The following is a 19,081-nucleotide window of genomic DNA, read 5'->3' on the forward strand; positions in this document are numbered from 1 at the left end:
CGGCGCGCCGACACCTAGCCGGCGGGCGGTGTCGCCGGATGCCGGTGCGCCCAGGGACGGGCCTCTTCGAGTTGGGCTGCCAGCGCCAAGAGGTCGCCATCGCTGCCCAGGCCTCCGACGAACTGCACACCCAACGGCAGGCCGGCCGGTGTCCAGTGCAGCGGCACGCTGATGGCGGGTCGTCCGGTCAGATTGGCCAGCTGGGTGTAGGGCACCCAGCCCAGGCTCTCTTGAATGAGATCGTCCATGATCCCGCTGAGCGAGAGCACCTTTCCGGCACGCAACTTGCTCAGCAGCCGCGCCGCCGTCTGCAGGCGTGGTGACGTCGTCGTGTCACCAACGGTCAGTGGCGGAGTCGCCAGGCTGGGAGTCAGGAAGTAGTCGTAACTCTCATGGAAACTCGCCAGGGACTGGATGTAGTTGTTGCGGTTGTCCAGCGCAAGCAGCGGAGCCAGCACACCGGTGGATCGGCCGAGTTCGGCCATGGCCAAGGTGTCGGCTTCAAAGTCGCTGTCGCGGGCGCCGATTCGCTTTCTGATCTCGGCGACTTGGCTGTGCAGCTGCGCGAACCAGATGGTCAGGAAATCGCGGGCCAGCGCGGCGTCATCGTAGGGAGGATCGACTTGCTCCACCCGGTGGCCCAGGTCCTCGAGCAGGCTCGCCGCGGCCTCGACTGCCGCGACGGCCTCGCGGTCAGGCGCGGCGTTGATCGCAGACGACGCCGAGTACCCGATCTTGAGCGCGCCCGGACGGTTCTTGATGTGTTCGACGAAGGTGGTGTCGAGAAGGGCGACCTGGTAGGCGGCGCGTGGGTTGGGCCCGACGATCAGATCGTAGATGGCGGCGCTGTCGCGAACGGTGCGCGAAACCACCCCCTGGGTTTCCATGCCGAACAGCGGCTCGCCGGTCTGCGGGCCATAGGGCGACAATCCCCGGCTGAGCTTGAGCCCGACCAGCCCGTTGCAGGCCGCGGGAATGCGGATGGATCCGCCGCCGTCGTTGGCGCCGGCCAGCGGAACGATCCCGGCGGCAACCGCGGCCCCCGATCCGCCTGAGGAGCCGCCCGGGGTGTGCTGCGGATTCCACGGGTTGCGGGCCGGCCCCCAGTAATCGGGTTCGGTGATGCCCTTGTCCCCGAACTCGGGTGTATTGGTCATGCCGAAGACGACCAGGCCCGCGTCCAGGAATCGTTGGGTGACCAGGGCGTGTTGTTTGGCGACGTCGTTGGCCAGCGACCGAGATCCACACGAGCTGGGAAAGCCGCGATATTCCTGATCGAGGTCCTTGATCAGGAAGGGGACGCCGGCAAGCGGTCCACGTAGCTCCGGATCCGCGGCCCGTCCCTCAGCCAGGGCATCGATACGACGGATGATCGCGTTCAACCTCGGGTTGACCGCGTCGGCGCGCTGACGCGCCAAAGCAAGTAGCTCGGTAGCGCGGACTTGCTTGGTCGCCACCAGCTCGGCCAGGCCAGTCGCATCCAGCGACATGTACTCGTCAAGATGCATTGGCCGATCTTATGATTGCGGCGATTGGCCGGCGGGGAAAGGCAGTCAATTTCTTACCGGTTCTTACCGGTCTTGCTCGCGTTGTTCGCCGGGGTTGCGCCGATCTCAGTGCGGGTGGACCGCAAACCCGGATCCGCACTCGCAATTTTTTCCTCGATGTGCGTATCTTTTTCGGCGTTGCCCACCATGATGTCTAGTACGCGACAACACGAGGGGTAGGCGATGTCTTTTGTGCTCGTGGCGCCAGACATGTTGGCGACGGCAGCGGCGGATGTGGTGCAAATCGGATCAGCCGTTAGTGCCGGCAATCTGGCGGCGGCGATTCCGACTACTGAGGTGATGGCGGCGGCCGCCGATGAAGTATCTGGGGCGATAGCGGCGCTGTTCGGCGCGAATGCCCAGGAGTATCAGGCGGCGGCGGCCCAGGCCGCGACGTTCCACGAGCAGTTTGTCCGTGCCCTGAGTGAGGCGGGGGCGTCGTATGCCAGCGCCGAGGCGACCATCGTCACCGGCTTGAGCTCGGCGGTCGCGGACGGGTTTCAGACCGCGGTCTACGGTCCGATACGCGCGGCTGGGCAGGCGTGGATCAGCAGCCCGGCCGGCGAGGTTGTTGATCCGGTCATCAATGCGCCCACCGAAGCCCTGTTCGGGCGTGGCCTGATCAGCAATGGTGCCGCCGGAACGGCCGCACACCCCAATGGTGGCGCCGGCGGGATCCTGTTCGGCGACGGCGGCCCCGGCTACACCCCGACCGGCGGGATCGGCGCGGTCGCGGGCGGCATCGGCGGAGATGCCGGGCTGATCGGCAACGGTGGCCTCGGCGGTAACGGCTTCGGCGGCGGCACCGGCGGTACCGGCGGCTGGCTGATGGGCAACGGCGGCGGCGGCGGGGTCGGCGGTGTTGGTGGCCAAGCCTTGTTCTTCGGCAACGGCGGCGCCGGTGGAGGCAGCGCGCTGGGTGGCCGTGCCGGGCTGTTCATCGGGGAGCCGGGCACCGGCTGGGTTGCTGACCCCGGCAACGGCCAGTCGATCGTGATCGACTTCGTCCGGCACGGGCAGACGGCGAGCAACGTGGCGGAGCTGATCGACACCAACGTGCCCGGCCCACCACTGACAGCCGAGGGGCACCTGCAGGTGGACATCATTGCCGGCCAGCTTTTCGCGAAGGGCCCCTACGCGGGGATCTTCGACTCGGAATTGCTCCGTACACAGCAAACCGCCGCGCCGTTGGCTGCCCTGTATGGGATAACCGACGTTCCGGCGCTGTCCGGACTCAACGAGATCAGTGCCGGCATATTCGATGGCCTACAGCAGATCACGCCCGCGGGCCTGCTGTATCTGATCGGCCCGATGGCGTGGACGCTGGGATACCCGATCGTGCCGATGCTGACCCCGGGCTCGCTGGACTTCAACGGCGTGGTCTTCAACCAGGACTTCACCCACGCCATGGACACCATGTACAGCGCCGCCCTGGCGAACCCGGTCCTAGCCGCCAACGGCAAGATCACCGACGTCGCCTACTCCAGCGCATTCACCATCGGTGTCGGGACAATGATGAACGTCGACAACCTCGATCCACTGCTGCTGCTCACCCACCCGCTGCCCAACACCGGCGTGGTCGAGGTGCAGGGCAGTCCCGCCAACGGCTGGACGATGGTCAGTTGGGACGGGATTCCTGTCGCACCAGCGACATTGCCGACCCAGCTATTCGTCGACGTGCGGAACCTGATCACCGCGCCGCAATACGCGGGCTGGGACATTTTCTATTCATTGTTCACCGGCAATCCGACGACCATCCTGACCGCGGTTCGCGACGGCATCGAGGAGGTCGGCAGCGCGGTGATCAACTTCCCGATCGAGGTGACCGAGGACGTCGTCAACGCCATTTGCGGTGCGACCGACGGCCTGACGGCCGGCGTGCCCAGCCTGGTCGGATGAGTGTGGGCCGCGACAACCACAGCGCATGGAAACGACGGAGAGCCGGTTCGTCAACCTCGGTCGTGACGGTGGCGTGGCCACCGTCGAGCTGATCGACTCGGGACCGCTGAACATTGTCGGCACCGCGGCTATCACGGCCCTTACCAACGCATTTCGCAGCATCAACCAAGACAGCGGCGTGCGGGTCGTCGTACTGCGCGCCGCGGGCGAGAAGGCGTTCATCGGTGGCGCCGACATCAAGGAAATGGTCACCCTGGACCGCATCAGCGCCCAGGCCTTCATCCGCCGACTCGCGGGCCTGTGCGAGTCGATTCGACAGTGCCCCGTCCCGGTCATCGCCCGAATCGCGGGTTGGTGTCTGGGCGGCGGCCTGGAAATCGCGGCGTGCTGCGATCTGCGGATCGCCGAATCCGGCGCCCGATTCGGGATGCCCGAAGTGGCGGTGGGAATCCCGTCGGTGATCCATTCGGCGTTGTTGCCGGCGCTGGTCGGGGCCTCGCGGACAACTTGGCTGCTGCTGACGGGCGAAACCATCGACGCCGACACGGCCGCAAGCTGGGCTCTGGTGCATGAGGTCGTCGCGCCCGCCGCGCTGGACCTGCGGATCGCCGCACTCGCAACAAAACTTGCCGGATTCGGCCCGCAGGCCCTCCGTCAGCAAAAACGCCTACTGGCCAAGTGGCCCGACATGACGGTGCCGGCGGCGATCGAGGACAGCATCGAGCAATTCGGCCTTGCGTTCCAGACCGGTGAGCCGCAACAGCACATGCAGGCGTTCCTCTCTCGCAAGGGCCGTAAAGCAGGAAGCGGCCCGCAAGCCCCGGAGGAGTAGCCGGCCAGGATCACAGTTCGCCACCGCTGCGCTGGGTCATGGCGCGCATTGCGGGCAATAGTGCGAGCGCGACCGACAGATCAAGGGCGCCGATGTCGATCGTGCGGCCAAGCAATTCCTCGGCCTGGTGGACTCGATAGCTGACCGTGTTGGGATGCACCCCAAGTCGTTGCGCGGCTTTGGCCGGGCTGCGGTTTTCCTCGAGATACACCGCAAGCGTGGCGGCAATCCGATACGTCCCCTCATCGTTGGCGGCCAAAGGGCCCAGGACGCGTCTGACGAATGCCACCGCGTGCCCGCGGTCCGTGCCGGCCAGGGCTGCTACCGCAACGTTGCGGTAGCAGGTCACCACCTCAGCGCGATCCCCGAGCAATGAGACGAACCGTTGCGCGTGCGACGCCTCGACATGGGTGCGACGGAAACCGCTTATCCCCCAACCCGGTTCACCGATGGCGACCCGGACGTCCTGCGGTAGGTGGATGCCGCTACAGATGTTGGCCACATCCAGCTCCGCAGCGGTGAATGCCTGCGGTCGGCTCAGCCAGCCGGCAATGGCCTTCGAACCGGCCGGATGGGCCAGGACGCTTTGGGCCGCGATGGCACGGGTCAGCTGCGTCAGTGCCTCGGTGAGCGTCACCGGGCCGGCGCAGGCGTCCTGGGTCACGTCGCGCCACACGCTGACGCCGACATGGTGACGGTTGACGTCGTAACGCAGCCGGGTGGAAGCCCGCTGCGCATCGTCTTCACGTTCGGTGAGGATGTCCTCGACCGCCGCCGCGCGTGCGGCGGCCGCACCGGTCAACCAGGCCTCGCGTTCAACTTCATAGAGCCGTTCGGCCCGAATCAGGACGACGTCGACATAACCGAACAGCCAGTTGGTGGCCAGGTCGAGCGCCCGGTCGTGATCGGTAGCCGCCGAACTCGCGGTGATCCGGTCGAACAGCCATTGCCACGTTCGCTCCTGGGCCATCCGTACCGAGCGGAAGAGGTCATTGAGCGCAATGTTTCGCTGCACTCCAGAGCGACCGATGGCGGCGGTGGCCGGCGTCAGATCGAGCAGCCGCGGCCCCTCCCCGGAGTCGATGCACTCGGCGATTTGGCGGACACTGGCTTCGACGCTGGCAAGTTGGTCGGCCACCGCGGGCGGATCAGGAACGATGCTCGGCAACTCGGACTGGTATCGGTCAACGATGTCACGCGCCAGCTGGGTTGCGCACGTTTGCATTTCGGCGGCTAGCGGCCTGAGCACCTGCTGCCATACCCGGCGAGCGCTCGGCTCTTGAAACGGTGGCCACCTGGGCTCCATGTCGACGAAATCTAATCTCGTCGTGCTCCCGGCACAACGGCCCAGCAAACCGAACTGGCGATAACAGTCCCCGCTCGATGGGGGCGTGGCAGGGTAGTGAGGCAGCGGCTGCGCGAGTTAGCAAGCCAGTAAAGCCAATTGACAAGGAGGTCATGATGGCCAAGGCGGCGAAGAAGACCCCAGCCAAGAAATCGTCGACCGGGGCCGCCTCAGACGCGCACCGCGAGCCGCATCTGGCCCGTGAGCACCTGCCCATCCCCGACCCCAAGCACGTGGGATTGACCACCTACGACGCCAAGGACCCCAACACCAAATACCCACCGATCAAACAACTGCGCCCGCCACAGGGGGCGCCGAACGTGCTCATCGTCTTGATCGACGATGTCGGGTTCGGCGCGTCGTCGGCGTTCGGCGGACCGTGTCGCACCCCGGTGGCCGAGCAGCTGGCGGCCGGCGGGCTCAAACTCAACCGCTTCCACACCACCGCCTTGTGCTCACCCACCCGGCAAGCGCTGTTGACCGGGCGCAACCACCACTCGGTGGGCATGGGCGCGATCACCGAGATGGCCACCTCGGCGCCCGGCAACAACAGCATCAGGCCCAAGGAGAAGGCACCGCTGGCCGAGACCTTGAAGCTCAACGGCTACTCCACCGCACAGTTCGGTAAGTGTCACGAGGTGCCGGGGTGGGAGGTCACCCCGATGGGCCCGTTCCACCAGTGGCCGACGGGTTCGGGGTTCGAGTACTTCTACGGCTTCGTCGGCGGCGAGGCCAATCAGTACTACCCGGGTCTGTACGAGGGCACCACGGCGGTAGAACCGCCGAAGACCCCGGAGCAGGGCTACACGCTGACCGAGGATCTGGCGGATCGGGCGATCACCTGGGTACGCCAGCAAAAGGCGCTGATGCCCGACAAGCCGTTCTTCATGTATTTCGCACCCGGTGCGACCCACGCCCCGCATCACGTGCCCAAAGTGTGGTCGGACAAGTACCGGGGCAAGTTCGACGACGGCTGGGACGCGCTGCGGGAGAAGACCCTCAACCGGCAGAAGGAACTCGGGGTGGTATCCGATGGCGCCGAGCTGACCAAGCGCCATGACGAGATCCCGGCCTGGGACGACATGCCCGACGAACTCAAGCCGGTGCTGGCCAGGCAGATGGAGATCTACGCCGGGTTCCTCGAGCAGACCGACCATGAGGTGGGGCGCCTCGTCGGTGCCATCGATGACCTCGGTGTCCTCGACGACACGCTGATCTACTACATCATCGGCGACAACGGAGCCTCGGCCGAGGGCACCATCAACGGCTGCTTCAACGAGATGACCACGCTCAACGGGTTGCCCGGGATCGAGACGACGGAGTTCCTGCTGTCCAAGACCGACGATTTCGGCACCCCGGACGCCTACAACCACTACGCCGTCGGCTGGGCGCATGCCCTCTGTGCGCCCTACCAGTGGACCAAGCAGGTCGCCTCGCACTGGGGCGGCACCCGCAACGGCACCGTCGTGCACTGGCCCAACGGCCTCACCGAGCAAGGGGGAATGCGCGACCAGTTCCACCACGTGATCGACGTGGCGCCGACCATCCTGGAGGCGGCCGGTTTGCCGGCACCGCATTCGGTCAACGGAATAGCCCAGGCGCCCCTCGAAGGCGTCAGCATGATGTCGACGCTGCGCGATGCCGCGGCGCCCGAAACCCACGAGGTCCAATATTTCGAGATGATGGGCAACCGCGGCATCTACTTCCAGGGCTGGACCGCGGTGACCAAACACCGCACCCCGTGGAAAGCCGACGCCCCACCGCCGTTCGACGACGACGTATGGGAACTGTATGCCCCCGGTGACTGGACCCAGGCGCACAATCTGGCCACGCAGAACCCGGCCAAGCTCGCCGAGCTGCAGCGGCTTTGGCTCATCGAGGCCACCAAGTACAACGTTGTGCCGCTCGATGACCGCGGCTTCGAGCGGATCAACCCCGACATCGCCGGCCGTCCGCAATTGGTGCGGGGCAACAGCCAGCTGCTGTTCGACGGGATGCGCGTCAGCGAATGGTGCGTCTTGACGATCAAGAACAAATCGCACTCGGTGACCGCCGAAGTCGAGGTGCCAACGGGCGGGGCCAGCGGAGTGCTCATCACCCAGGGCGGCAGCGCCGGGGGCTGGACGCTGTACGCCCACGAGGGCGGGCTCAAGTACTGCTACAACTTCCTCGGCATCGACCACTACATGGTGGCCGCGACCAAGCCGATCCCCACCGGCAAGCACCAGGTCCGGATGGAATTCGGCTACGACGGCGGCGGGTTGGGCAGGGGCGGCGATGTCACGCTTTTCTACGACGGCAAAGCGGTGGGCCAGGGACGGGTCGAGCGCACCCAACCCATGGCGTTTTCCGCCGATGAGGCCTGTGACGTCGGGTGCGATACCGGATCGCCCGCCTCGCCCGGCTACGGCCCTACCGGCAACGCCTTCAGCGGCACCATCGCCTGGGTGCAGATCGATCTCGGTGCAGACAGCCATGACCATCTGATCACCGCCGAAGACCGGTTCAACATTGCCATGGCCAAGCAGTGACCTGCCGCAGACGCCCCAATTAGCACGGTTTCCGGCATTTCGACGTGCGCGAGCGACGGATCTCAAGGATTGTCTTAGGCATGTCGGCTCCCCCCACAAGCCCGGTCAGACGTGTTCATCCGGTCGACGAGGTACTGCCGATCCCCAAATTGGCGACCTACGGCTTTCAGCACGTCGTCGCGTTCTACGCCGGGGCGGTCGTGGTGCCGATCATCATTGCCAACGCGATCGACCTGCCCCACCAGGACCTGGTCAAGCTGATCACCGCGGACCTGTTCACCTGTGGCGTCGCCTCGATCATCCAGTCCGTCGGCTTCTGGAAGATCGGGGTGCGGCTGCCCCTGCTGCAGGGCGTGGCGTTCGCCGGGGTGTCGCCGGTTATCGCCATCGGACTTTCCCATGGCGGCGGAACGCCCAGCCTGCTCTACGTCTACGGCGCGGTGATCGTCGCCGGTTTGTTCACCATCCTGATCGCCCCGATCTTCACCAAGCTGCTGCGATTTTTTCCCCCGGTGGTCACCGGCACGCTGATCACCATCATCGGGCTGTGCCTGGTGCCGGTGGGCGCCGGCGACGCGGTGACCAATCCGCGCACCGGCGAGCACGACCCGACCAACATTCGCTGGCTGCTCTACGCGCTGGGAACGATCGCGATCATCGTGGCGATCCAGCGGGTGTTCAGTGGTTTCATGGCCACCATCGCGGTGTTGATCGGCTTGGTCGTGGGCTGCGTGGTCGCCTACGGCCTGGGCGACATGAGCTTCGCCAAGGTGGACGAGGCGTCGGTTATCGGATTCACCGAGCCGTTCGTGTTCGGTATGCCGAAATTCGACTTCGTTGCATGCCTGACGATGATCATCGTGCTGATGATCACCTCGGTGGAGTCGACCGGCTCGACCCTGGCCACCGGCGAGATCGTCGGCAAGCGCATCAAGGCCGCCCAAATCGGCAACGTGCTGCGCGCCGACGGACTGGCCACCGTGATCGGCGGAATCTTCAACTCCTTTCCCTACACCGCGTTCTCCGAGAACGTCGGGCTGGTGCGGCTCACTCGGGTCAAGAGTCGCTGGGTGGTCGCCGCCGCCGGGGTGGTGATGATCGTGCTCGGGTTCCTGCCCAAGGTCGCCGCGGTCGTCTCGGCGGTCCCCAGCCCGGTCCTCGGCGGGGCGGCGTTGACGCTGTTTGCCACCGTCGCCGTGGTGGGCATCCAGACGCTGGGCAAGGTCGACTTCACCGACCACCGAAACCTCATCATCGTGACCACCAGCCTGGCGCTGGCGTTGTGGGTGACGTCCTATCCCGACGTCGCCGAGTCGATGCCGTCGGGCGTGGACCTGATCTTCGGCAGCGGCATCAGCATCGGTGCCGTCGCCGCGATCGTGCTCAACATCGTGTTCTTTCACACCGGCTCGCATGGGCCACGGGTGGCCGGCGGCGGCTCGATTACCCTCCATGAGGTCAACGCGATGACCCGCGAGCGATTCACCGAAGTGTTCGGCCATGTCGTGCAGGACGTCCCCTGGGTGATCGACCGTGCCTACGAGCACCGGCCGTTCGCCGACACCGCCGCGCTTCGCGAGGCGTTCCAGGACGCGGTGCTCACCGGGTCCTCCGAGCAGCAGATGGAGCTACTCAATGCGTTTCACGATCTGGGTGCCGAGGACGAGACCGGACGCGCCCTGGCCGTCGACCACGTGTCGCTATCCAATCTCGACGAGCGGGATCACAACGTAGTGGTGGAGCTTGCCAGCGCCTACCGCGAACACTTCGGCTTCCCGCTGATCATCTGCGCCCGCGAGACCGAGCGCTTCGACCGAGTGCTCAAGAACGGCTGGTCGCGGATGGACAATTCCCCCGCCACCGAGAGGGCGTACGCCCTCATCGAGGCGGCCAAGATCGCCAACTACCGGTTCAGCGATCTGGTCGCCGACGCGAACCCGATTGCGTCGGCCAGGCTCAGCCGACTCAACGAGCTGCACTAGATGACCAAGCCTGCCCTGGGCCTTGATGGCTTCAATCGCCTCACGGATCGCCAACGCATGCACCTGCTGTTCGGCGTGTGTTCGACGACGATCTGGGCGCGCCGGGTGCTGGCCGGCGCGCCGTTCGATGATGTCGATGCGCTGCTGGACCGCGCGGACCGGGTACTGGCCCAGCTGCCCGAGGCCGAGATCGACGCCGCGCTGGACGGCCACCCGGGCATCGGTGCCAGGGCCGACAACGCGTCCTCGGCGCGTGAGCAGGCCCTAGTCGCCGGAGCCGGCGAGGCCGTGCGCGCCGAACTCGCCGAAAAAAATCGCAAGTACGAGGACAAGTTCGGTTACGTCTACTTGGTGTGCGCCACCGGACGATCCGCCGAGGACTTGCTCGAGACGCTCACCGACCGGCTCGACAACGACCCGGAAACCGAACGCCGGGTGATGCGCAGCGAACTGGCCAAGATCAACCGGCTGCGGCTGCAGCGGCTCCTGCGTGAGCCCGCGTGAGCGCCGCGCGTGGCTACCGGCCTGGCATGGTGAACCCATGAGCCTTTCGACACATGTGCTGGACGCCGTGAGCGGTCGACCCGCGGCCGGAGTCGCCGTGGAACTCACCGACGCTGCCGGAACACCTCTTGCCAGCGGCCGCACCGACGATGACGGCCGGATCAAGTCGCTCGGTGCGACACTGGCCGCCGGGATCTACCGGCTGCGCTTCGATACCGGCGAATATTTCGCCGCGAGCGGCACCGCCGGGTTCTACCCCGAGGTCGTCATCGCCTTCGACCTCACTGACGTCGACGCCCAATACCACGTGCCGCTGTTGTTGTCGCCGTACGCGTATTCGACATACCGGGGGAGTTAATGGATCTCAACTCCGTAGAAATCGTCAATACCCCCAGCCGCCGCGACGAACTCTGGCCGCTGGAGCCCACCGACGCCATTCTCGCCGGCGGGACCTGGCTGTTCTCCGAACCGAACTCACACATCCGCCGCCTGGTCGACATCACCGGCCTGGGCTGGCAGCCGATAGCGTTCGGCGACAACGGTATTGACCTGGCCGCAACGTGCACACTTGCCGAGATCTCGACGCTGTCGGGGCGGCTGCCCGCCGACTGGACGGCCGGTGCGCTGCTGTATCAGTGCTGCACCGCAATGCTGGCGTCGGCCAAGATCTGGCGCACCGCCACCATCGGCGGCAATGTGTGCCTGTCCTTTCCGGCCGGCGCCATGATTTCGCTGCTGTCCGCGTTGGATGCGCGCGTGACGGTGTGGTGCGCCGATGGCAACGACTACACGCTGCCGGTCGCCGAGTTCGTCACCGGACAGGCCGCCAACGTGCTCGTGCCCGGCGACGTGCTGCGCTCCTTTCACCTGCCGGCCGCCGCGCTGCGGGCCCGGACCGCCTTCCGCAAGCTCGCCCCGTCCGCGCTGGGGCGCTCCGGCATCGTGGTGATCGGCCGCCGTGGCGCCGAGTCCGACGGCGGCGGCTTCGTGCTGTCGATCACGGCGGCCACCGTGCGCCCCTTCGTGTTCGAGTTCCCCACCCTGCCCGGCACCGACGAGCTGCGCGCCGCCCACGCCGGCATACCCGATGGCGCCTGGACCCGCGACGCACACGGCGATCCCGATTGGCGGGCAGCGGTGAGGCTGGTGCTGGCCGAGCAGATCCTGGCCGAGCTGGCATGAGGTTCACCGTCAACGCAGCCGACCTGGACGCCACCCCGGCGGCCGGGCAATGCCTGCGCACCTTCCTGCGCGAGCACGGCCACTTCGAAGTCAAGATGGGCTGCGATGCCGGTGACTGCGGCGCTTGCTCGGTCTTGGTCGACGGCGCCGCGGTGCACTCGTGCGTGTTCCCGGCATTTCGCGCGGCGGGCCGCACCGTCACGACGGTGGCCGGGCTGGGCACCCCCGATGACCTGCACCCGATGCAGCGCCGTTTCGCCGAGGCGGCCGCCTTCCAGTGCGGGTTTTGCACGGCCGGTCTGGTGGTCACCGCGTCGACCTTCGGCGATGACGAATTGGCCAATCTGCCACAGCATCTCAAGGGCAACCTGTGCCGGTGCACCGGCTACCGGGCGATCCTGGACGCGCTGGAGGGCAAGGTCAACGTCGAGAAGCCCAGCGGATCCGACGCCGGGCGCTCGATCGGCGCACCGGCGGCACTGCGGGTGGTGACCGGCACCGAGCCCTACACCACAGACCACGCGCCGGCCGGCCTGCTGCACCTGGCCGTGCTCGGCAGCCCGCTCGCGCACGCCCGTATCACCTCGATCGACACCACGGCGGCCGCGACGATACCCGGTGTCCACCTGATCCTCACCCACCACGACAGCTCAGCCGTTGCGTTCTCCACCGCGCGCCACGAGATGCGCACCGACGACCCCGACGACACCTATGTGTTGGACCGCACCGTGCGCTTCATCGGACAGCGGGTTGCGGCGGTGGTCGCCGACAGCGTGGCGGTCGCCGAAAAAGCTTGCCGGGCGATCCAGATCGAGTACGAGGAACTGTCGGCCGTGTTCGATCCGGAGCAGGCCCGGGCGCCCGGCGCGGTGCTCTTGCACGCCGACAAGGGCGGCCAGGCCCGCATCGCCGACCCGGCGCGCAACGTGGTCGCCGAATTACATGGCGGCACCGGCGATGTCGAAGCCGGCGTTGCCGCCGCGGAGGCCTCCGGCGGAGCGGTGGTGCGCGGACGGTGGCAGACCGCCCGAGTGCAGCCGGCCCACCTCGAAACCCATGGCCGCACCGGGTGGCGGGACAGCCGCGGGCGATTGGTGATCCGCACCAGCTCCCCCAGACACCGTTTCTGGTCCGCGACGAACTGTGCCACGTCTTCGGGCTGGACCGCGACCAGGTGCACGTTTTCACCAAGCGGGTCGGCGGCGGATTCGGCGGCAAACAGGAGATGCTCACCGAGGACCTGGTGACGTTGGCCGTGCTGAGACTGGGCCGGCCGGTGCGCTACGAGTTCACCCGTGTCGACGAGTTCGTCCGGGCGACGTGCCGCCACCCCTACCGCATCGACGTCACCGTGGCCGCCGACGGGGATGGGGTGCTGACCGCGCTGGCGGTCGATGCCCTGATGGATGCCGGGGCGTACGGAAACCACACTCGGGGTGTGCTGTTTCACGGTTGCGGCGAGTCGGTGTCGGTGTACCGCTGTGCGAACAAGCGCATCGACGCCGAGGCCGTGTACACCAATAACGTGCCGTCGGGGGCGTTCCGCGGCTACGGCGTGGGCCAGATGGTCTTCGCGGTGGAGTCGGCACTCGACGACCTGGCACAACGACTGGGCATCGACGCGTTCGAGTTCCGGCGCCGAAACGTGGAGGTGCCCGGCGACCCGTTCGTCGATGCCCATGCCGGCGAGAACGATCTGACGTTCGGCAGCTACGGGCTGGATCAATGCCTGGACCTGGCCCCGGACGCGTTGCGCCGCGGTGGGAGACCGGCTCCCGACGGCGCGGGCTGGCGAGTCGGAGAGGGCATGGCCCTGGCGATGATCGCGACGCTGCCCCCGGGCGGGCATTTCGCGTCCGCCGACATCTCGGTCGACGACGCCGGCGTCTACACGCTGTGCGTCGGCACCTCGGAGTTCGGCAACGGCACCACCACCGTGCACGCGCAGCTGACCGCCACGGCGTTGGGCACCACCAGCGACCGGATCGTGATCCGCCAGTCCGACACCGACGTGGTCGAGCACGACACCGGGGCGTTCGGCTCGGCCGGAACCGTGATCGCCGGACGTGCGGCGCTGGGCGCGGCCCAACAGTTGCGCAGCCGGATCATCGCCGCCGCGGCCGAGGTGGCCGGCGCGTCGCCAACCGACTGCGTGCTGGGCCCGCACGGCGTGCAGTGCGGGCAGCAGCTGGTCGGATTCGGGCAATTGCCGACGCCGTTGACCGGGCAGGGAAGCCAGGACGGGACACCGCGGTCGGTGTCGTTCAACGTGCACGCCTTCCGGGTCGCGGTCAACACCGACACCGGCCAGGTGGAGATCTTGCAGTCGGTTCAGGCCGCCGACGCCGGGGTGGTGCTGAACCCGGAGCAGTGCCGCGGGCAGGTGGAGGGCAGCGTGGCGCAGGCGATCGGTTCCGCGCTGTATGAGGACCTGCAGATCGGCCCCGACGGCAGGGTGCTCACCCAGACGCTGCGCGACTATCACATTCCGCAGTTCGTCGACGTGCCCCTCACCGAGGTGTACTTCGCCGACACCTTCGACGAACTCGGTCCGCTGGGCGCGAAATCGATGGCCGAATCGCCCTACAACCCGGTGGCGCCGGCTCTGGCCAACGCGATCGCCCGGGCCTGCGGTGCGCGGGTCACCCGGCTGCCGATGACCGCGGCCCGAGTGTGGCGGGCGATCAACTCAGCGGAGTGAGCGGCCCACCCATGATGTTGGCGACGAGCCCGCGAATGATGTTGGTGCCGTCTTCGTTTCGCAGCTCCTCATACCAGGCTGCGGTGGTATCGGGGTCCTTGGCGTGGATGACGTCGCAGCGCTTACGGGCCCGCAATACCAGATCGCCGGCCCGTTCGGTGCGGCTGGCCTGATAGGCGGCCAGCGCGGCCGCAACGTCGGTGGGGTTGTCCTTGAGCGCCCATTGCAGTGCCACCGCGTCTTCCATCGCCGAGCATCCGCCCTGCCCGATGTCGGGCGTGGTGTTGTGGGCGGCATCGCCAAGCACGGCGACGCGCCCCTTGACCCAGGTGTGGAACGGGTCCAGGTCGAGGATCTCGACGCGGTTGGTGGTCGTCAGGTCGAGCTTGTCGATCAAGGCCTGCACGCCCGGTGCCCAGCCGGCGAACTGCTCGCGCAGCACCTCTCGCGCGGTGTCTTTCTCGAAGGGCAGGCCCTCGGGCTCGACCACGTCGAAGAAGAAGTAGAACCTGTCATCGGTGACCGGCATCGCCGACACCCGCTTGCCGTCGCCGACATACATGGTCCACTCGTTGGCGGGGCTGATGGCTTCGTCGACCTCCACCAGCCCGTTGTAGTTGACGTAGCCGGCGTAGCGCCGGGTGACCGGCCCGCCCAGTACGTATTCCCGGGTGATCGAGTTTGCGCCGTCGGCGCCGATGAGGATGTCGGCACTCGCGATGGTGCCGTCGGCGAACGTCGCGGTGGCGGCGCCGTCCTGGTTGGCGACCTCGACCATCTTCATGCCGAAATGGATCTCGTCGATCCCGTAGGCCTCCATCAGCATTTGCTGCAGCTCGGCGCGGGCGATTGGGTACGGGCGCTGACCGACCTGCTCGATGAGCGGCTGCATCGAGATCCGGCACATGGTCTCGCCGGAGTGGGCCTCGGCGTAGCTCATCGTCTCGACGATCCCGCCCAGCCGTGCCGTCTGCTGCTCGAGTCCCAGGTAGTTGAGGCATTTCACCCCGTTGGGCCACACCGAGATGGCGGCGCCGACCGGCTTGTTCTCGGTGACACGCTCATAGACCTCGGTGTCAATGCCGATCTGGCGCAGGGCAATCGCGGCACTCATGCCGCCGATGCCCGCGCCGATGATCACCGCTTTCACCGGTGTTACCTCCTTTGCTCTCCGGGTGCCGTGCGTCGACCGTATGACGGCTGGCCCCGTTTCGCGCGTCGAAGCGGTGCCGGGCGGCTGGGTGCCGACAACTGGGCAATGGGTTGGATCGCCATGGCGCGCTCGCCAATGGACCCTACCCGGCCATCGAGGCTGGTGCTGCCCCCAAGGCGGTTGCTGCCGGGCGCCAGGTGGAGCCCCCTGTCAGGATTGAACTGACGACCGCTCGCTTACAAGGCGAGTGCTCTACCACTGAGCTAAGGAGGCCGGTAAGACCGCTGCCAGCCTAACCCCTCACTCGTCGGCGTCGACCACTCGCTGGGAGTGCACCGGGCGTGAGGACGAACGGCGCGCGGGACGCCGGCCCGGCAGCGGGATGCGCTCGGCGATGCTGCTCAGCGGGTTGACCACCATGGTGAGCGCGACGACGGCGTCTTGCAGGGTCTCGATCGCCGGCTCCAGCGCCTCCATGCCGGGGGCCAGCCGGGCTAGGGTGTCGGCCACATCGGCGAGCTGTTCGAGGGGCCCGTTCTTGGCGGTGAGCTTGTCGACCAGACCACCTTCGGACAGCAACCGATCGGCCAGCCCGTCCTCGGAAAGGACCCGCTCGATCAAGCCGTCCTCGGCGACCAGTTGATCGGCCAGCCCGCCCGGCTGCAGCGCGCGATGCATCGCGCCGCCCTCGGCGGTCACGCGGTCGAGCAAACCACCGGGCGCGGTCAGCAGGTCGACCACCCCGCCCGGGCGCAGCATCCGGTCCATCGGGCCGTTGGGCGCGATCGCCCGCCCCAACGGCGCATCCTCGTCGAGCAGCTTGGCCAGCCGGTTGGCGCGCACGATCGCGTCCTCGATGCCGAGCACGCTGGCCATGGCGTTGTTGCCGGCATCGGTGCTGGTTTCGCCGAGCGCTTGCTTGGCCAGGCCGACGGCGGCTCCCGCGAGGTTGAGGCTGGCCTCAGCGGCGGCGAGACCGGCGCGGGCGGGGGCGGTGGCAAAGGCCACCAGGCTTTGGCCGACGTTCATTCTGTGAGTCTATTCACGACGCGCCGCAATAATTGCGTCCGGGTTCGGGCAGGCACGATTATTCCTGGCAGACTATTAGCAGGTGACTGTCAACGAGCTTTCAGGAAGTACACAATGAACGTTAAGCAAGCTTTCAGCTGCATGTTGCAGGAATTAATGTCATGACAGCCACAACCCCGGGCGAGGCCACCACACCAGAAGCGCGCATTCTCGTTGTCGACGACGAGGACAACATCGTCGAGCTGCTCTCGGTCAGTCTGAAGTTTCAGGGATTCGAGGTGCACACGGCGACCAACGGCGCGCAGGCGTTGGATCGGGCCAGGGAAACCCGCCCGGACGCGGTGATTCTCGATGTGATGATGCCCGGGATGGACGGCTTCGGTGTGCTGCGGCGGCTGCGGGCCGACGGCATCGATGCACCCGCACTGTTCTTGACCGCCCGGGACTCGCTGCAGGACAAGATCGCGGGGCTGGCCCTGGGCGGCGATGACTACGTGACAAAGCCCTTCAGCCTGGAAGAGGTCGTTGCCCGGTTGCGGGTAATTCTGCGCCGCGCCGGCAAGGGCAGCGCAGAGCCGCGCAATTCCCGCCTTACGTTCGCCGATATCGAGCTCGATGAGGAAACCCACGAAGTGTGGAAGGCCGGCCAGCCGGTGTCGCTATCGCCCACCGAGTTCACCTTGTTGCGCTATTTCGTGATCAATGCGGGCACGGTGCTGAGCAAGCCGAAAATTCTCGACCATGTGTGGCGCTACGACTTCGGTGGCGACGTCAACGTCGTCGAGTCCTACGTGTCGTATCTGCGGCGCAAGATCGATACCGGCGACAAGCGGCTGCTGCACACCTTGCGTGGGGTCGGCTATGTGCTGCGGGAGCCGCGATGAGCGTGCTCCCTAGCCCGGCAGGTTAGGGAGGAGCGCCGCGATGGCCGAACGTCTTCCGTGCGCAGTGCCGCTCCGGGTGGGTCTGGTCGCGGCCACCCTCGCCCTGGTGTTGTGTGGCCTGCTGGCCTCGGGCGTGGCGGTCACCTCGATCCTGCGACACAGCCTGGTCAGCAGGATCGACTCGACGCTGCTGGAAGCCTCGCGCACCTGGGCGCAAGCCTCCTGGCGGCATTCGATGCCCAGCGTTGAAGGCCCCGACCCGGCCCGGCCTCCGTCGAAGTTCTACGTGCGCAGCATCAGTCCCGACGGTCGGGCCATGACGGCCATCAACGACCGCAACGCCGAGCCGGCGCTGCCCGCCGACAACGACGTGGGTTCGGATCCGACGACGCTGCCCTCGGTGAACGGCTCGAACATCGAGTGGCGGGCGGTCTCGGTGCACGGGCCGCAGGGCGGCCTGACGACGGTGGCCATCGATCTGTCCGACGTTCAGCACACGGTGCGGTCGCTGGTCTGGCTGCAGACCGGCATTGGGGCCGGGGTACTTGTGGTGGTCGGCCTGGCCGGCTTCGCGGTGGTGCAACGCAGCCTGCGGCCGCTGTCCGAAGTCGAGCAGACCGCCGCGGCCATCGCTTCGGGTCAGCTGGATCGCCGTGTGCCAGAACGTGATCCCCGAACCGAGGTGGGCCAGCTTTCGCTCGCCATGAATGGAATGCTGTCCCAGATCCAAGTAGCGCTGGCGGCGTCGGAGGATTCGGCGGAAAAGGCACGCAGTTCCGAAGAACGGATGCGGCGTTTCATCACCGATGCCAGCCACGAACTACGTACCCCGCTGACCACGATCCGCGGCTTCGCCGAGCTGTATCGCCAGGGCGCGGCGCGCGATGTGGCCATGTTGCTGTCGCGGATCGAGAGCGAAGCCAGCCGGATGGGCCTGCTGGTGGACGATTTACTGACGCTGGCCCGCCTGGACGTGCAACGGCCGCTGGAGCGCAACCGGGTGGACCTGCTGGTTCTTGCCGCCGATGCGGTGCACGATGCGCGGGCGATCGACCGGAAGCGCGCCATCACCGTCGAAGTCCTGGAGGGCCCGGGCACACCGGAGGTGCTCGGCGACGAGCCCCGGTTGCGCCAGGTGCTCAGCAACCTCGTCGGCAACGCGCTGCAGCACACGCCCGACAGCGCCGACGTCACCGTGCGGGTCGGCACGGCTGGCGAGAACGCGGTCCTGGAAGTGGCCGACAAAGGTCCCGGGATGCCCGCGGAGGACGCGGCCAGGGTATTCGAGCGGTTCTACCGGACCGACTCTTCGCGCGCCCGCGCCAGTGGTGGGACCGGGCTTGGTCTGTCGATCGTCCACTCCCTGGTGAAGGCGCACGGCGGCGATGTCACGCTGACGACCGCGCCGGGGGAGGGCTGTTGCTTTCGCGTCACGCTGCCGCGCGTCAGCGAGGCGGCGGTGGAACTCACCGAGCCGGTCAGTTAGACCGAT

At 67.1% G+C, this 19,081-nt stretch carries 13 protein-coding genes, 1 tRNA gene and 1 pseudogene; 10 read left to right on the forward strand and 5 right to left on the reverse strand.

The window, feature by feature from the left end; genetic code table 11:
- Positions 1 to 14: 14 nt before the first annotated feature.
- A complete protein-coding gene (locus tag MMSP_RS05410) occupies positions 15 to 1,508 on the reverse strand; it encodes an amidase (protein ID WP_020785783.1) in 1,494 nt (497 codons plus the stop codon).
- Between the two features lie 222 nt (positions 1,509 to 1,730).
- Here MMSP_RS05410 and MMSP_RS05415 point away from each other — a divergent pair, with 222 nt between their 5' ends.
- Positions 1,731 to 3,446: a PE domain-containing protein gene (locus MMSP_RS05415; RefSeq protein ID WP_036426217.1), complete on the forward strand. Its 1,716-nt coding sequence runs from the start codon at positions 1,731 to 1,733 to the stop codon at positions 3,444 to 3,446.
- Between the two features lie 25 nt (positions 3,447 to 3,471).
- Positions 3,472 to 4,278 (forward strand): enoyl-CoA dehydratase, encoded by an 807-nt coding sequence (locus MMSP_RS05420; RefSeq protein WP_015357327.1) that lies wholly within the window; start codon positions 3,472 to 3,474, stop codon positions 4,276 to 4,278.
- Between the two features lie 10 nt (positions 4,279 to 4,288).
- Here the strand turns inward: MMSP_RS05420 and MMSP_RS05425 are convergent, their stop codons facing one another.
- A complete protein-coding gene (locus MMSP_RS05425; protein ID WP_015357326.1) occupies positions 4,289 to 5,584 on the reverse strand; it encodes a CdaR family transcriptional regulator in 1,296 nt (431 codons plus the stop codon).
- Positions 5,585 to 5,739: 155 nt separating this feature from the next.
- Here MMSP_RS05425 and MMSP_RS05430 point away from each other — a divergent pair, with 155 nt between their 5' ends.
- The 6 genes and pseudogenes from MMSP_RS05430 (at position 5,740) to MMSP_RS05455 (ending at position 14,523) form a co-directional block, all read left to right on the forward strand.
- Positions 5,740 to 8,154: an arylsulfatase gene (locus MMSP_RS05430; RefSeq protein WP_020785787.1), complete on the forward strand. Its 2,415-nt coding sequence runs from the start codon at positions 5,740 to 5,742 to the stop codon at positions 8,152 to 8,154.
- Between the two features lie 80 nt (positions 8,155 to 8,234).
- Positions 8,235 to 10,136: a solute carrier family 23 protein gene (locus tag MMSP_RS05435; RefSeq protein WP_012396477.1), complete on the forward strand. Its 1,902-nt coding sequence runs from the start codon at positions 8,235 to 8,237 to the stop codon at positions 10,134 to 10,136.
- Positions 10,137 to 10,640, forward strand: a complete 504-nt coding sequence (uraD, locus tag MMSP_RS05440) for a 2-oxo-4-hydroxy-4-carboxy-5-ureidoimidazoline decarboxylase (protein ID WP_036426219.1) — start codon at positions 10,137 to 10,139, stop codon at positions 10,638 to 10,640.
- Between the two features lie 37 nt (positions 10,641 to 10,677).
- A complete protein-coding gene (gene uraH / locus MMSP_RS05445) occupies positions 10,678 to 10,998 on the forward strand; it encodes a hydroxyisourate hydrolase (protein ID WP_020785789.1) in 321 nt (106 codons plus the stop codon).
- Positions 10,998 to 11,822 (forward strand): FAD binding domain-containing protein, encoded by an 825-nt coding sequence (locus tag MMSP_RS05450; protein ID WP_020785790.1) that lies wholly within the window; start codon positions 10,998 to 11,000, stop codon positions 11,820 to 11,822. The genes uraH and MMSP_RS05450 overlap by 1 nt, the downstream gene beginning before the upstream one ends.
- Positions 11,819 to 14,523, forward strand: a pseudogene (locus MMSP_RS05455) (molybdopterin-dependent oxidoreductase). Before MMSP_RS05450 ends, MMSP_RS05455 begins: the two are co-directional and overlap by 4 nt.
- On the opposite strand, the gene hpxO reads toward MMSP_RS05455, so the two are convergent.
- From hpxO to MMSP_RS05470, 3 genes are all read right to left on the reverse strand, one after another.
- The gene (gene hpxO / locus MMSP_RS05460; protein WP_020785793.1) at positions 14,507 to 15,673 is read right to left on the reverse strand and encodes an FAD-dependent urate hydroxylase HpxO; all 1,167 of its coding nucleotides are present in this window, start codon (positions 15,671 to 15,673) and stop codon (positions 14,507 to 14,509) included. The pseudogene MMSP_RS05455 and the gene hpxO sit on opposite strands and share 17 nt — an antisense overlap.
- Positions 15,674 to 15,874: 201 nt before the next feature.
- A tRNA-Thr gene (locus tag MMSP_RS05465) sits at positions 15,875 to 15,949 on the reverse strand.
- Between the two features lie 27 nt (positions 15,950 to 15,976).
- Positions 15,977 to 16,705 (reverse strand): hypothetical protein, encoded by a 729-nt coding sequence (locus MMSP_RS05470; RefSeq protein ID WP_020785794.1) that lies wholly within the window; start codon positions 16,703 to 16,705, stop codon positions 15,977 to 15,979.
- Positions 16,706 to 16,866: 161 nt separating this feature from the next.
- Here MMSP_RS05470 and phoP point away from each other — a divergent pair, with 161 nt between their 5' ends.
- Together phoP and MMSP_RS05480 are read left to right on the forward strand one after the other, a co-directional pair.
- Positions 16,867 to 17,589, forward strand: a complete 723-nt coding sequence (gene phoP, locus MMSP_RS05475) for a two-component system response regulator PhoP (RefSeq protein ID WP_020785795.1) — start codon at positions 16,867 to 16,869, stop codon at positions 17,587 to 17,589.
- A 40-nt stretch (positions 17,590 to 17,629) separates the two neighbouring features.
- A complete protein-coding gene (locus MMSP_RS05480) occupies positions 17,630 to 19,075 on the forward strand; it encodes a cell wall metabolism sensor histidine kinase WalK (RefSeq protein ID WP_020785796.1) in 1,446 nt (481 codons plus the stop codon).
- The last annotated feature ends 6 nt before the right edge of the window (positions 19,076 to 19,081 follow it).

The organism is Mycobacterium sp. 012931 (assembly GCF_000419295.1).
Classification (GTDB): domain Bacteria; phylum Actinomycetota; class Actinomycetes; order Mycobacteriales; family Mycobacteriaceae; genus Mycobacterium; species Mycobacterium marinum.